The organism is Streptomyces sp. NPDC101237 (genome assembly GCF_044767465.1).
GTDB lineage: Bacteria > Actinomycetota > Actinomycetes > Streptomycetales > Streptomycetaceae > Streptomyces > Streptomyces gramineus.
Genome location: NZ_JBIWNY010000001.1, coordinates 141,690 through 154,628, shown reverse-complemented (window position 1 = coordinate 154,628; position 12,939 = coordinate 141,690). Strand labels below are relative to the sequence as shown.

The window sequence follows — 12,939 nt, the reverse complement described above, 5'->3', positions numbered from 1 at the left end:
ACCAAAGCCATTCCATCGAGTGACCGATGCCCCATCCGGCTGACTGAGGCCGAGGCCCCAACTATGGTGCGGCGCAGGCGTTCCGGCACTTGGCCCACCGGCATTGCGATGTCAGTGACGGGTGCCACAGTGGGGGAGTGAGCAACAGTCAGGACAGGACGAGGACGGCAGGGAGGGGGTGAGGTCCCGACGTGACCAGTACCAGTAGCGGAATCGGTGTGGAGGCGGGCGCGCAGGCGGCGCGCACCCGGGCCCTCGCCGTGCTGCGCGTCCGCGGCCGGGCCCTGGCCGTGGCGCTGCTGCCCGCGGCGGCCACGGTGATCCTGCTGGCCGGCGGTTCCACCGGGCACTTCGTGGGCCGCGGCTGGGACACCGCCCGCTGGGCGGTCGGCGCCCTCGCCGTCGTCGTCCTGCTGGCCGCCGCCGGCGTCGCGCTGGTCGTGGCCCGCGCCCGGCCGGCCGTGAGCCCGACGGTCCCGATCCCGGAGGAGTCCGCGCCGGACCTGTACCGGATGGTCCGCGACCTCGCCGACCGCCTCGACGTCCCGGCGCCCTCCGCGATAGCCCTCACCCCGGACTGCGACAGCTGGCTGGAGGACCGCACCCACCCGGCGCACGGCCCGCCCGCTCCCAAGGGCCGCGACGAGCTCGACAGTCCGGGCCCGCAGCGCCGGGTACCGGCCGCACCCGTGCTCGTCATCGGCTCCCCGTTCCTGTGGTGGATGCGCGTCGGCGAACTGCGTGCCGTCCTCGCCCCGGTCGTCGCCGGTACGGGACCCTCCGCGCAGCCCGACATAGCCGCCGCCCGCCGCTTCGTGCGCGGTCTGGACGCGACGGTCGCCGTCTCCGCGACGGCCGCCCGATGTCCGGCGACCCGCCTGGTGTGCGCGGGCCTCGGCTGGGTGGCCCGGGTGCTGCTGCGGAGCTGCCGGGAGCACGCGGCGCTGATGGAGCGCGGAGTCGCCGCCGCGGCCGCCGAACGCGCGCAGGCCGTGGACTACGGACTGCGGATCGTCGCCCAGGAACAGGTCGGCCTCGCCTACGCCGGCTGGGACCGTCTCCTGACCCGGGTCGCCCTGCCCGCCTGGCGGATGGGCCGCTGGCCCTCCCGGCTGGACGCGGGCGTGGTGGCGGCACTCACCGAACTGTCCCGGCGGGACCGGCTGGCCGAGGGCTTCGCCTCCCGGCTCGGCGAGCGGCCCGCCTGCGACCTGCTGGAGGAGCCGGGCCTGGTGGACGAGGCGGCCTCGCTGCTCGCCGCCCGCCTCTTCCACGGCGGCCCGGCCGAACCGGGCCCCGACTGGTCGCCGGTGGCCTGGCCGGAGTATCCGGAAGAGGTCGTCGACCGCACCTGGCGCACCGAGGCGGCCCGGCTGCACCGGGTCCTGGACTCCCTGGGCGTCCGCGCCTCCCTCGACCCCGCCGCCCCCGATCCCGGCGGTCCCACCCTGGCCCGGGTCCTGGACCACCTGACCGAACCGGCCGCACCCGGCGGACCCAAGGCGCCGCCGGGCCCCGACGAGGACGCCGAGGAGGCCGCCGGCACCGAGTGCAGCGCCGCCCTGGCCGCCGGCCTCACCGCCGCCCTCGCCCGTGAGGAGGCCGCCGCGGCCACTCCCGGCCCCGACGGGCCCGCACCCGCCGGACAGGGCCCCGACAGTGCTCTGTGGGACAACTGCGCGTTGCCCCTCTTCCCCCTCCAGCCCCCGCGCACCGCCCGCGAGCTGCTCGCCGACCACGTCCGGGCGATGGTGTGCTGCGCGGCCGTGGACACCGCCGGAGCCACCCCCGGCCTGGACTGGCTCGACGGCCCGTCCCTGCTGGTCGACGGCGAGCGTGCCGCCGACCTGACACCCAGAGTCCTCAGTCTCATCGAGGAGGGAGACCCGGCCCCGCTGCGAGCCTGGCTGGTCGAGTCCGGGATACGTCCCGAGAAGCCCGTACGGCTGGTCTGACCTCGGCGTTTCGCCGCTCCTGCGGAGGCTTTGGCGGAGCGAACCCTTCCACTTCAGGCAAATTCACAACGAACCGTGACCGGACACGTGCGTTATGTGATGTGCTGGGATCGTTCGGTCATATGGCAAGCGCATCCGACATAAGACAAGCGCCACAGGACAGCCGGCCGCCGTCCGGCACCCGCACGGGACCGAGCCACCGCACGACGACTCGTACCGGCACATTGCACGGGTGCACGAGGGAGGGGAGCCACCATGGCATCGGACCACATCCGCCGCTGGGAGTCGGGAGCACTCGCGCACGCCGTCACGGATCCCTTCGGCCTGGGGCCGGTCCCCTGGCTGCGCGGCAGCGAGACCTACTTCGACGACACCGGTCACGTCGTCCCCTGGTACGTCGACCCGACCCGGCCGCAGCCGACCGGCGAGAACCCGCGGATCCCGGCCCCCCGCAGTGCCGGCGGCCCCCGCTCGGCGGACGACGTGCACCGCCAGATCAAAGGTTTCACCTCGACCGGCGCGGTCCGTCCCGGCGAGGCCGTCGACTTCCACATCACCGTCGATCCGCCGCAGGAATTCAGCGTCGACGTCTACCGCATCGGCCACTACGGCGGCGACGGCGCGGCCAAGATCACCACCAGCCCGCGGCTGTCCGGCATCGTCCAGCCGCCGCCGCTGGCCGCCGACCGCACGGTCTCCTGCCACCACTGGTGGCTGTCCTGGCGGTTGCAGGTCCCGTCGTACTGGAGCATCGGCGCCTACGTGGCCGTGCTCACCACGGCCGACGGCTACCGCTCCCACGTGCCGTTCACGATCCGCGACAACCATCCGGCCGACCTGCTCCTGCTGCTGCCGGACGTCACCTGGCAGGCCTACAACCTCTACCCCGAGGACGGCCGCACCGGCGCCAGCCTCTACCACGCCTGGGACGAGGGCGGCCGGCTGCTCGGCGAGGCCGACGCGGCCACCACGGTCTCCTTCGACCGGCCCTACGCGGGCGCGGGCCTGCCGCTGCACGTCGGCCACGCCTACGACTTCATCCGCTGGGCCGAGCGCTACGGCTACGACCTCGCCTACGCCGACGCCCGCGACCTGCACGCCGGCCGGGTCGACCCGGCCCGCTACCGGGGCCTGGTCTTCCCGGGGCACGACGAGTACTGGTCGCCGCGCATGCGCCGCACCGTCGACCTGGCCCGCGACAGCGGCACCTCGCTGGTCTTCCTCTCGGCCAACACCATGTACTGGCAGGTGGAGTTGGGGCCGTCCCCGTCCGGGGTCGCGGACCGCCTGCTCACCTGCCGCAAACGCAAGGGTCCGGGCCGGGCCGTGCTCTGGCGCGAGATCGACCGGGCCGAGCAGCAGACGGTCGGCATCCAGTACGCGGGGCGGGTGCCCGAGCCGCACCCGCTGATCGTCCGCAACGCCGGCCACTGGCTGTGGGAGGCCACCGGTGCGCAGGAGGGCGACGAACTGCCGGGCCTGGTGGCCGGGGAGGCCGACCGCTACTTCCCGCGCACCGCGCTGCCCGAGCACGAGGAGCGCATTCTGCTGGCGCACTCCCCGTACGCCGACGGCGACGGCGTCCTGCGCCATCAGGAGACCTCCCTCTACCGCGCCCCGTCCGGCGCCCTGGTCTTCGCGTCCGGCACGTTCGCCTGGTCCCCGGCCCTGGACCGCCCGGGTCACGTCGACGCCCGGGTCCAGCGCGCCACCGCCAATCTCCTGGACCGCATCTGCAAACGGGACTGACCCCGTGTCCGACGGCAACCCGGCATACGGGAGAATCGGGGGCACCTGTACAGAACCACGGGGAGGAACCGTGTCCGGATTCGTTGAAAAGCCCGAGCCCGTCGAGGTGCCGGGCCTGGTGCATCTGCACACCGGCAAGGTGCGCGAGCTGTACCAGAACGCGGCCGGGGACCTCGTGATGGTCGCCAGCGACCGCATCTCCGCGTACGACTGGGTGCTGCCGACCGAGATCCCCGACAAGGGCCGGGTGCTCACCCAGCTGTCCCTGTGGTGGTTCGACAAGCTCGCCGACCTCGCGCCCAACCACGTCGTCGGCACCGAGCTGCCCGAGGGCGCGCCCGCCGACTGGGCCGGCCGCACCCTGATCTGCAAGTCGCTGAAGATGCTCCCGGTGGAGTGCGTGGCCCGCGGCTACCTCACCGGCTCGGGCCTGGCCGAGTACCAGGAGTCCCGCACGGTCTGCGGACTCGCCCTCCCCGAGGGCCTGGTCGACGGCTCCGAGCTGCCCGCCCCGATCTTCACCCCGGCCACCAAGGCCGAGGTCGGCGAGCACGACGAGAACGTCTCCTACGAGGAGGTCGCCCGCCAGGTCGGTGCCGAGACGGCCGCCCAGCTGCGCCAGGCCACCCTCGCGGTGTACGGGCGGGCCCGGGACATCGCCCGCGACCGGGGCATCATCCTGGCCGACACCAAGTTCGAGTTCGGCTTCGACGGCGACACCCTCGTCCTCGCCGACGAGGTGCTCACCCCGGACTCCTCCCGCTTCTGGCCGGCCGACGAGTGGCAGCCGGGCCGCGCCCAGCCGTCGTTCGACAAGCAGTTCGTGCGCGACTGGCTGACGTCGGCGGAGTCCGGCTGGGACCGCCGGAGCGAGCAGCCTCCGCCGCCGCTGCCGGACCAGGTGGTCGAGGCGACCCGGGCCAAGTACATCGAGGCGTACGAGCGCCTGACCGGCACCCCCTGGTCGTGAACGCGGAAGGCCCCCGGCGGGAACCGGGGGCCTTCTCCGTGGAGCGGACGACGAGGCTCGAACTCGCGACCTCAACCTTGGCAAGGTTGCGCTCTACCAACTGAGCTACGTCCGCATGCGCCGTGGCGCGAGAGCAACTATACCCAACCTCGCTCCCGTGCGAGACGCACTGCCGTATGACGGTTCTCCGCACCGAGCTTGGTGACCGCCGAGGAGAGGTAGTTCCGTACCGTTCCCGGCGACAGCGCGGCCCGCTCGGCGATCTCCGCGACCGGCGCGCCGTCGGCCGCCAGTTCCAGCACCTCGGCCTCCCGCGCGGTCAGCGGCGAGTCCCCGGCGGAGATCGCGTCGGCGGCCAACTCCGGGTCGACGTAGCGGTTTCCCGCGTGCACGGTACGGATGATCTCCGCGAGCCGTTGCGCGCTGACCGTCTTCGGGACGAATCCCCGCACACCGGCGGCCAGGGCCCGTTTCAGGTGTCCGGGGCGGCCGTGGCCGGTCACGATCAGCACCTGGCAGCCGGGCAGTTCGGACCGCAGCGATGTGGCGACCCTCACACCGTCCGCGCCCGGCATCTGCAGATCAAGGACCGCCACGTCGGGCCGGTGGGCCCGTGCCATGGCGAGCGCCTCCGGCCCGGTGGCCGCCTCGGCGACCACGACGAGGTCGTCCTCCAGGCCGAGCAGCGCGGCGAGCGCACCGCGGATCAGGTGCTCGTCGTCGGCGAGCAGCAGCCGTACCGGAGCGGTCATCAGGTGACACCGCCCACCAGCGTGCCCGCCGTCCGGCCGGACAGCGGCACCGAGGCCACCACCCGGAACCCGTCCGCGTACACCGGTCCGGCCTCCAGGGTCCCGGCGACCGCCGCGAGCCGCTCCCGCAGGCCGGCGATGCCGGAGCCGCCGCTCCCGCCGCCGGGCGGCGGGGTGACCCCGTCGTTCTCCACCGTCAGCACCACGTGTCCCTCCATCACCCGCAGACTCACCGTGCACCGTTTCGCGTCCCCGTGCCTGAGGACGTTGGTGGTCGTCTCGCGGACCACCCAGCCCAGTGCCGACTGCACCGGGGCGGGCAGGCCCGCGGTGTCGCCGGTCACCGTGCAGTCGATGCCCGCGGCCCTCAGCACGCCGTGCGCGCCCGCGAGTTCGGCCGCGAGGTCGGCGTCGCGGTAGCCCCGTACGACGGCCCGCACCTCCCGCTGCGACTCCTGCGCGATCCGCTGCACCTCGATCATCTGCTCCACGGCCTCGGGCCGTTCGCGGCGGGCCAGTTGCACGGCCAGCTCGCTCTTGAGGGCGATCACGGCGAGGTTGCGGCCGAGCACGTCGTGCAGGTCGCGGCCGAACCGCAGCCGTTCCTCGGCGACGGCGAGCCGGGCCCGGGTCTCCCGCGCCTCGTCGAGTTCGTAGACGGCGTTGAGCAACCAGACGGAGAAGACCGAGGTGGCGGCGAGGAAGCCGCCGGCCACGAACACCGCCGCGGCCGTGATCAGCGCGGCCACCGCGGGCACGGCCAGCGGGAGGCAGACCGCGCCGGCCCCGCAGGCGAAGCCCGCGATCAGGGCCACCGCACGCCGCCGGTCGCGGACGCCGAGCGCCGTGGTCCCGGCTCCGAAGGCCAGGATCCCCACGAACACGGTGACCGTGGCGCCGCGCGTCCCATCGCCCGGCGCGCCGGGCCCGCACAGCGCCAGGGCGGTGACGGCGAAGACGAACGTGACCGCGCCGAGCACCCACAGCAGCCGCACCGGCTGCTCCCGGCGGCCCCGCGTCCAGTCCAGCGCCCGGGAGGCGGTCACGGCGCAGAGCACCGCGTGGCAGGTGACCAACGTGATCAGCCGGCCGGAGAGCGCCGCACCGCCCTGCCCGGTCACCGGGAGCCCGATCGCGGAGACCTCGATCACCGCGAAGAAGTGGAACGACCAGCGTGTGTACGTCTCGACCTTGGCGGGCGTGGTCTTCGCCCGCCACCAGCCGCCTGCCCCGCTCATCCCCGGTCCCGTCCCGTGCCGTGCCGTCCTGTGCCGCCCTGTGCCGTCCTGTGCTGTTCCGCGCCGTCCCGTGCGGTCCGGTCCTGTCCCGCTGTGCCCGCCCGGCGCCGGGGGCCCGGCGGAGCCTCAGCGCCGGGGTTCCCAGCGGAACCACCGCCGTACAGCAAACACCGCGACCGCGGTCCAGGCCAGCGCGGTGAGGACGGTGCCCAGGGCCTGGGCGGCGCCGAGTTCGCCGGTCCAGCCCGCGCGGACCAGCCGGACGGCCGGGGAGAGCGGGAGGAACTCGCAGAAGCGGGCGACCCGGTCGGGCAGCAGATCGGTGGGCACCGCGATGCCCGAGCCCAGCATCGAGACGAAGACCAGGGGCAGCGCGGTCACCTGGGCGCTCTCGGTGGTCCGGGTGACGGCCGAGGTGAGCGCGGCGAGCGCGGCACCGAGCAGCAGACCGAGGACCAGCCCGAGCAGGGTGAGGTACGGCGCCTTCGGCGCGCCCGCGTCGAGCAGGACCGCGCAGCCCGCGGAGAGCACCAGCGCCTGTGTCAGGCCGAGGCAGAGGGCGGGCAGGGCGGTGCCGGCGAGGATCTCGGTGTCGGCCGGCTCGCCGGTGCGCAGCCGTTTGAGGACCAGTTCCTCGCGGCGGGCCACGAAGGCGCTCACCAGGGGCGTGTACACGGCGAAGAGGAAGGAGAAGCCGGTCGCGGCGGTCAGCATCAGCGTGCCGACGTCGAGCCCCTGGCCCTTCGGGCCGGGCTGGTCGATCACGGGCCGCACGCTGAACGGCAGCGCGAGCGGCACCAGCAGCGCGGTGAGCACGGCACCGCGATTGCGGCCGAGGAGCAGCAGTTCGGCGCGGCCGAGCGCGCTCAGCCGCCGCCAGGACGCGGCGCGCGCGGCCCGGCGCCCGGCCGCGGGGAGGTCCGCCGTGCTCATACGACCGCCTCCTTCGCGATGCCGAGGAACGCCTCCTCGAGCGAGGCCGAGCGCACCTCCAGCCGGTCCAGCGCGACGCCGGTCCGCTCCGCCCAGTCCAGCACTCCGGTGGCGGTCCGCTGGACCTCGCGGGTCCGCAGCCGCACCGCGCGGCCGTCGGTCTCGTGACCGCACACGCCGAGGGCCGCGAGCGGCGGCAGGTCGCCGACGAAGTAGCCGAGCGGCAGCTCGAAGGAGATCCGGGCGGGCCGGTCCGCGGTCACCTGGGAGGGTGTTCCGGCGGCCGCGATGCGTCCCTCGTGCAGGATGGCGAGCCGGTCGGCGAGGTCCTCGGCCTCTTCCAGGTAGTGGGTGGTGAGCAGGACGGTGGTCCCGGCGTCGCGCAGGGACCGCACCAACTCCCAGGTGGCGCTGCGGCCTTCGGCGTCCAGGCCGGTGGTCGGCTCGTCCAGGAACAGCACCTCGGGGCGGCCGAGCAGGGCGAGCGCCAGGTCGAGGCGGCGCCGCTCGCCGCCGGAGAGCTGCTTGACGCGGACGTCCGCCTTGGCGGCGAGCCCGACCAGGCCGAGCGCCTCGGCGGTCGGCCGCGCGCCGGTCGTGCACCCTGCCCACATGCGGGTGGTCTCGGTGACGGTCAGCTCGGACGGGAAGCCGCCTTCCTGGAGCATCACGCCGGTGCGCGGCCGTACGGCGGCCCGTTCCCGGTGCGGATCGCGGCCCAGCACCCGGACCCGGCCGCCGCTCGGCGGGGCGAGGCCCTCCAGCAGTTCGACGGTGGAGGTCTTGCCCGCGCCGTTGGTGCCGAGGAGCGCGAAGATCTCGGCGCGGTCCACGGAGAAGGTGATGCCGCGGACAGCCTCGAACCCGCCTCCGTAGGCACGCCGGAGGTCTGTGACCTCAATCACGTGTTCGTTGTCCTCGATGGCTTCCATGGAACGAGCGTCCCCGGCACCCGGACCCGGTGGCAGTGCGCGGTGTCATCACTCGCCATGACAAATGTCAGAGCGCGTCGCGGGACACGAAAAAACCCCAGTCGTAGGACTGGGGTTTCTCTCGTGAGCTGGAGCGGACGACGAGGCTCGAACTCGCGACCTCAACCTTGGCAAGGTTGCGCTCTACCAACTGAGCTACGTCCGCACTGCTCCCGACCGGCTCCCACCGATCGGTGCGAGCACCAGCCTACCTGATCCACAAGCATGACCAGGACCGGCGGTGCAGAGCGGGTGACAGGAATTGCACACTGCGCCTTCCCCCTGGAAGGGGGATGTTCTGCTACTGAACTACACCCGCATGTACTCCTTGGGATTCGGCCTTTCGGCCTCGCCCCTCGGCGTGCTCCAGACATTAGCTGATCAGCAGGGGGGTAGCGCAAGTCGGCTGCCCTCGGGGGTCGGTGACGGTCCCTGAGGGCAGCCGGCGCCGTCCCTCACTGCGCGGCGCTGAACGCCTCGTAGACCTTCTTCGGGATGCGGCCGCGCGCCGGGACGTCCATCTTGTTCGCCTGGGCCCAGGCGCGGACGGCGGCGGGGTCGGGGGCGACCTCCGTCTGCTTGTACGCCTTGCCCGACTTCGACCGCTTGCGGCCGGCCGACACGAACGGCTCCAGCGCCTTGCGCAGTTCCTCGGCGTTGGCTCGATTCAGATCGATCTCGTACGACTTGCCGTCGAGTCCGAAGGCGATCGTTTCCGCCGCTTCCGAGCCGTCGATGTCGTCGAAGAGAGTGACCACGACCTTCTGCGCCACGAATATCGGTCCCTTCGTGTGGCACGTCTATACAGCTCATCGGCGAAGACGCGATGGCGGAGATGACGTGCCGAGTATCGGCTATTGCCAATTCATTTGTACAGTGCCTGGCAATACAAAGTGAAGCCCGACTAAATCCGCCGCGTGTCTCCGGCGCAATAGATGTCGTGGGCGAACCCGGGGAACTTTCCCAGAACTTTTCGCGCGGATCCCCCGCCGTCACCCGATCGTGATGCGGCTCACGTAGTTTCCTACAACTCTACCCGCGTAGAAATTTTGTGCGGGTAGTCTGAAGACGCCTGTCGGAGCACCGGCGGGTAACTGCTCAGCAGCCAGCACCACAACACCGGGAGTGCCAGTGGCACGCGTCGTAGTCGACGTCATGCTCAAGCCGGAGATCCTCGACCCCCAGGGCCAGGCGGTCCAGCGTGCGCTGCCGCGCCTGGGTTTCGAAGGCATCTCCGATGTACGTCAGGGAAAGCGATTCGAACTGGAAGTTGACGGGCCGGTCGACGAGGCCGCGCTCGCCCGCATCCACGACCTCGCGGAATCCTTCCTCGCCAACACCGTGATCGAGGACTTCACCGTTCGGGTCGACGAAGTCGCGGAGGCGGCCAAGTGACCGCTCGTATTGGCGTCGTCACTTTCCCGGGAAGTCTGGACGACCGGGACACCCAGCGCGCGATCCGCCTCGCGGGTGCCGAACCGGTGGCCCTCTGGCACAAGGACAAGGACCTTCACCAGGTCGACGCCGTGGTCCTTCCCGGCGGTTTCTCCTACGGCGACTATCTGCGGGCCGGCGCCATCTCCCGTTTCTCGCCGGTGATGGAGACCGTCATCGAGCAGGCGAAGGCCGGCCTCCCGGTCCTCGGTATCTGCAACGGCTTCCAGGTCCTCACCGAGGCCCATCTGCTCCCGGGCGCGATGCTCGGCAACAACCACCTGCACTTCATCTGCCGCGACCAGAAGTTGCGGGTGGAGAACGCGGGGACCTCCTGGACCGGCGACTACCGCGAGGGCCAGGAGATCCACATCCCGCTGAAGAACATGGACGGCCGCTACGTCGCCGACGCGTACACGCTGGACAAGCTGGAGGCCGAGGGCCGGGTCGCGTTCCGGTACCTCGACGTCAACCCGAACGGCTCGCTCCGCGACATCGCCGGCATCACCAACGAGGCCGGCAACGTCGTGGGCCTGATGCCGCACCCGGAGCACGCCGTCGAGCCGCTCATCGGCAGCGGCCGCACCGACGGGCTGCCCTTCTTCACCTCGATCCTCAAGAAGCTGGTCAACGCATGAGCCGGACGCCTCTGGACACGGTCGGACACGCGGCCGCGACCCCCGACGTCGAGCTGCCCTGGGCCGAACTCGGCCTCAAGAAGGACGAGTACGAGCGGGTCGTGGAGATCCTCGGCCGCCGCCCGACCGGCGCCGAACTCGCCATGTACTCGGTCATGTGGTCCGAGCACTGCTCGTACAAGTCCTCCAAGGTCCACCTCCGCCAGTTCGGCGAGAAGGCCCCGCAGAGCGACGCGCTGCTCGTCGGCATCGGCGAGAACGCCGGCGTCGTCGACGTCGGCCAGGGCTACGCGGTGACCTTCAAGGTCGAGTCGCACAACCACCCGTCGTACGTCGAGCCCTACCAGGGCGCCGCGACCGGTGTCGGCGGCATCGTCCGCGACATCATCGCGATGGGCGCGCGCCCGGTCGCCGTGGTCGACCCGCTGCGCTTCGGCGCCGCCGACCACCCCGACACCAAGCGCGTGCTGCCCGGCGTCGTCGCCGGCATCGGCGGCTACGGCAACTGCCTGGGCCTGCCCAACATCGGCGGCGAGGTCGTCTTCGACGCCTGCTACCAGGGCAACCCGCTGGTCAACGCCGGGGCCATCGGCGTGATGCGGCACGAGGACATCCACCTCGCCAAGGCCTCCGGCGCGGGCAACCAGGTCATCCTGTACGGCGCCAGGACCGGCGGCGACGGCATCGGCGGCGCCTCCATCCTCGCGAGCGAGACCTTCGACGACGCCAAGCCGTCGAAGCGCCCCGCGGTGCAGGTCGGCGACCCGTTCCAGGAGAAGCTCCTGATCGAGTGCACGCTGGAGGCCTTCGCCGAGAAGCTGGTCGTCGGCATCCAGGACCTGGGCGCGGCGGGCCTGTCCTGCGCGACCAGTGAACTGGCCTCGAACGGCTCCGGCGGCATGACCGTGACCCTCGACGACGTACCGCTGCGCGACTCCACGCTCTCGCCCGAGGAGATCCTCATGAGCGAGTCGCAGGAGCGCATGTGCGCGGTGGTCGAGCCGGCGAAGGTCGAGCGCTTCCTGGAGATCTGCGCCAAGTGGGACGTCATCGCCACCGTCATCGGCGAGGTGACCGACGGCGACCGCCTGGAGATCTTCTGGCACGGCGAGAAGATCGTCGACGTCGACCCGCGCACGGTCGCCCACGACGGCCCGGTCTACGAGCGCCCGTACGCCCGCCCGGCCTGGCAGGACGCCCTCCAGGCGGACGACGCGAACAGGCTGCCGCGCCCGGCGACGGCGGAGGAGCTCAAGCAGCAGGTCCTGAAGCTGGTCGGCTCCCCCAACCAGGCCTCCAAGAAGTGGATCACCTCGCAGTACGACCACTTCGTGCAGGGCAACACCGTCCTCGCCCAGCCGGAGGATTCCGGCATGATCCGCGTGGACGAGGAGACCGGCCTCGGCGTCGCCATCGCGACCGACGGCAACGGCCGGTACGCCAAGCTGGACCCGTACACGGGCGCGCAGCTGGCCCTGTCCGAGGCCTACCGGAACGTGGCGACGACCGGCGCCAAGCCGCTCGCCGTCTCCGACTGCCTGAACTTCGGTTCCCCCGAGGACCCGGCGGTGATGTGGCAGTTCGCCGAGGCCGTCCGCGGCCTCGCCGACGCCTGTCAGCAGCTGGGCACCCCCGTGACCGGCGGCAACGTCTCGCTCTACAACCAGACCGGCGAGGCGGCCATCCACCCGACCCCGGTCGTCGCCGTCCTCGGCGTCATCGACGACGTCGCCCGGCGCACGCCGGTCGCCTTCCAGGAGGAGGGCCAGCTGCTCTACCTCCTCGGTGACACCCGCGAGGAGTTCGGCGGCTCGGCCTGGTCCCAGGTCGTCCACGACCACCTCGGCGGCCTGCCCCCGAAGGTCGACCTGGAGCGCGAGCGCCTGCTGGCCGAGATCCTGATCTCCGCCTCCCGCGACGGCATGATCGACTCCGCCCACGACCTGTCCGACGGCGGTCTGATCCAGGCGGTCGTGGAGTCGGCGCTGCTCGGCGGCAAGGGCGCGCGGCTGGTCGTCCCGGACGGGCTCGACGCGTTCACGTTCCTGCTCTCCGAGTCGGCGGGCCGCGCGGTCGTGGCCGTGCCGCGCTCCGAGGAGGTCCGCTTCAACGACATGTGCGGCGCCCGCGGCCTGCCGGTGGCGCGCATCGGTGTCGTGGACGGCGACACCGTCGAGATCCAGGGCGAGTTCGCCCTCACCCTGGAGGAACTCCGCGAGGCCCACGAGGGCACGATCGAGGCCCTGCTCGCGTAGCCGGTCCTGCGACGACGAAGGCCCCGCCCGGACGCATGTTCCGG

The 12,939-nt window shown here is 72.2% G+C and carries 11 protein-coding genes and 3 tRNA genes; 6 read left to right on the top strand and 8 right to left on the bottom strand.

The genetic code is table 11. The features are described from left to right. Window positions 1-191 precede the first annotated feature (191 nt). From ACIRQ9_RS00710 to ACIRQ9_RS00700, 3 genes are all read left to right on the top strand, one after another. Entirely contained in the window at window positions 192-1,955 is a 1,764-nt protein-coding gene (locus ACIRQ9_RS00710) for a hypothetical protein (RefSeq protein ID WP_404165688.1), read from the top strand. 255 nt (window positions 1,956-2,210) lie between these two features. Continuing rightward, entirely contained in the window at window positions 2,211-3,704 is a 1,494-nt protein-coding gene (locus ACIRQ9_RS00705) for a N,N-dimethylformamidase beta subunit family domain-containing protein (protein WP_404165687.1), read from the top strand. Between the two features lie 70 nt (window positions 3,705-3,774). After that, complete coding sequence (locus ACIRQ9_RS00700) at window positions 3,775-4,674, top strand: phosphoribosylaminoimidazolesuccinocarboxamide synthase (protein WP_404165685.1); 900 nt, start codon at window positions 3,775-3,777, stop codon at window positions 4,672-4,674. Between the two features lie 39 nt (window positions 4,675-4,713). Here ACIRQ9_RS00700 and ACIRQ9_RS00695 read toward each other — a convergent pair. The 8 genes from ACIRQ9_RS00695 to ACIRQ9_RS00660 form a co-directional block, all read right to left on the bottom strand. Continuing rightward, a tRNA-Gly gene (locus ACIRQ9_RS00695) sits at window positions 4,714-4,789 on the bottom strand. Window positions 4,790-4,811: 22 nt separating this feature from the next. Continuing rightward, window positions 4,812-5,426 carry a response regulator transcription factor gene (locus ACIRQ9_RS00690; RefSeq protein ID WP_362170131.1) on the bottom strand — a complete coding sequence of 205 codons (615 nt, stop codon included), beginning with the start codon at window positions 5,424-5,426 and terminating at the stop codon, window positions 4,812-4,814. Next, a complete protein-coding gene (locus ACIRQ9_RS00685) occupies window positions 5,426-6,664 on the bottom strand; it encodes a sensor histidine kinase (protein ID WP_404165682.1) in 1,239 nt (412 codons plus the stop codon). Before ACIRQ9_RS00685 ends, ACIRQ9_RS00690 begins: the two co-directional genes overlap by 1 nt. Before the next feature lie 126 nt (window positions 6,665-6,790). Beyond that, window positions 6,791-7,597 (bottom strand): ABC transporter permease, encoded by an 807-nt coding sequence (locus tag ACIRQ9_RS00680; protein ID WP_404165680.1) that lies wholly within the window; start codon window positions 7,595-7,597, stop codon window positions 6,791-6,793. Then, window positions 7,594-8,529, bottom strand: coding sequence for an ABC transporter ATP-binding protein (locus ACIRQ9_RS00675; protein ID WP_404165678.1), 936 nt, complete (start codon window positions 8,527-8,529; stop codon window positions 7,594-7,596). The genes ACIRQ9_RS00680 and ACIRQ9_RS00675 overlap by 4 nt, the downstream gene beginning before the upstream one ends. Before the next feature lie 129 nt (window positions 8,530-8,658). Then, window positions 8,659-8,734, bottom strand: a tRNA-Gly gene (locus ACIRQ9_RS00670). Window positions 8,735-8,815: 81 nt separating this feature from the next. Further along, window positions 8,816-8,887: transfer RNA gene (locus ACIRQ9_RS00665), tRNA-Gly, on the bottom strand. Window positions 8,888-9,023: 136 nt separating this feature from the next. After that, the gene (locus ACIRQ9_RS00660) at window positions 9,024-9,341 is read right to left on the bottom strand and encodes an Lsr2 family protein (RefSeq protein WP_404165676.1); all 318 of its coding nucleotides are present in this window, start codon (window positions 9,339-9,341) and stop codon (window positions 9,024-9,026) included. Window positions 9,342-9,699: 358 nt separating this feature from the next. Here ACIRQ9_RS00660 and purS point away from each other — a divergent pair, with 358 nt between their 5' ends. The 3 genes from purS to purL are packed head-to-tail and all read left to right on the top strand — an operon-like array spanning window position 9,700 to window position 12,895. After that, window positions 9,700-9,963 carry a phosphoribosylformylglycinamidine synthase subunit PurS gene (purS, locus tag ACIRQ9_RS00655; protein ID WP_093501106.1) on the top strand — a complete coding sequence of 88 codons (264 nt, stop codon included), beginning with the start codon at window positions 9,700-9,702 and terminating at the stop codon, window positions 9,961-9,963. Next, the gene (gene purQ, locus ACIRQ9_RS00650; RefSeq protein WP_404165673.1) at window positions 9,960-10,640 is read left to right on the top strand and encodes a phosphoribosylformylglycinamidine synthase subunit PurQ; all 681 of its coding nucleotides are present in this window, start codon (window positions 9,960-9,962) and stop codon (window positions 10,638-10,640) included. The genes purS and purQ overlap by 4 nt, the downstream gene beginning before the upstream one ends. Further along, on the top strand, window positions 10,637-12,895 hold the full coding sequence (purL, locus tag ACIRQ9_RS00645) for a phosphoribosylformylglycinamidine synthase subunit PurL (protein ID WP_404165671.1): 2,259 nt from the start codon (window positions 10,637-10,639) through the stop codon (window positions 12,893-12,895). The genes purQ and purL overlap by 4 nt, the downstream gene beginning before the upstream one ends. The last annotated feature ends 44 nt before the right edge of the window (window positions 12,896-12,939 follow it).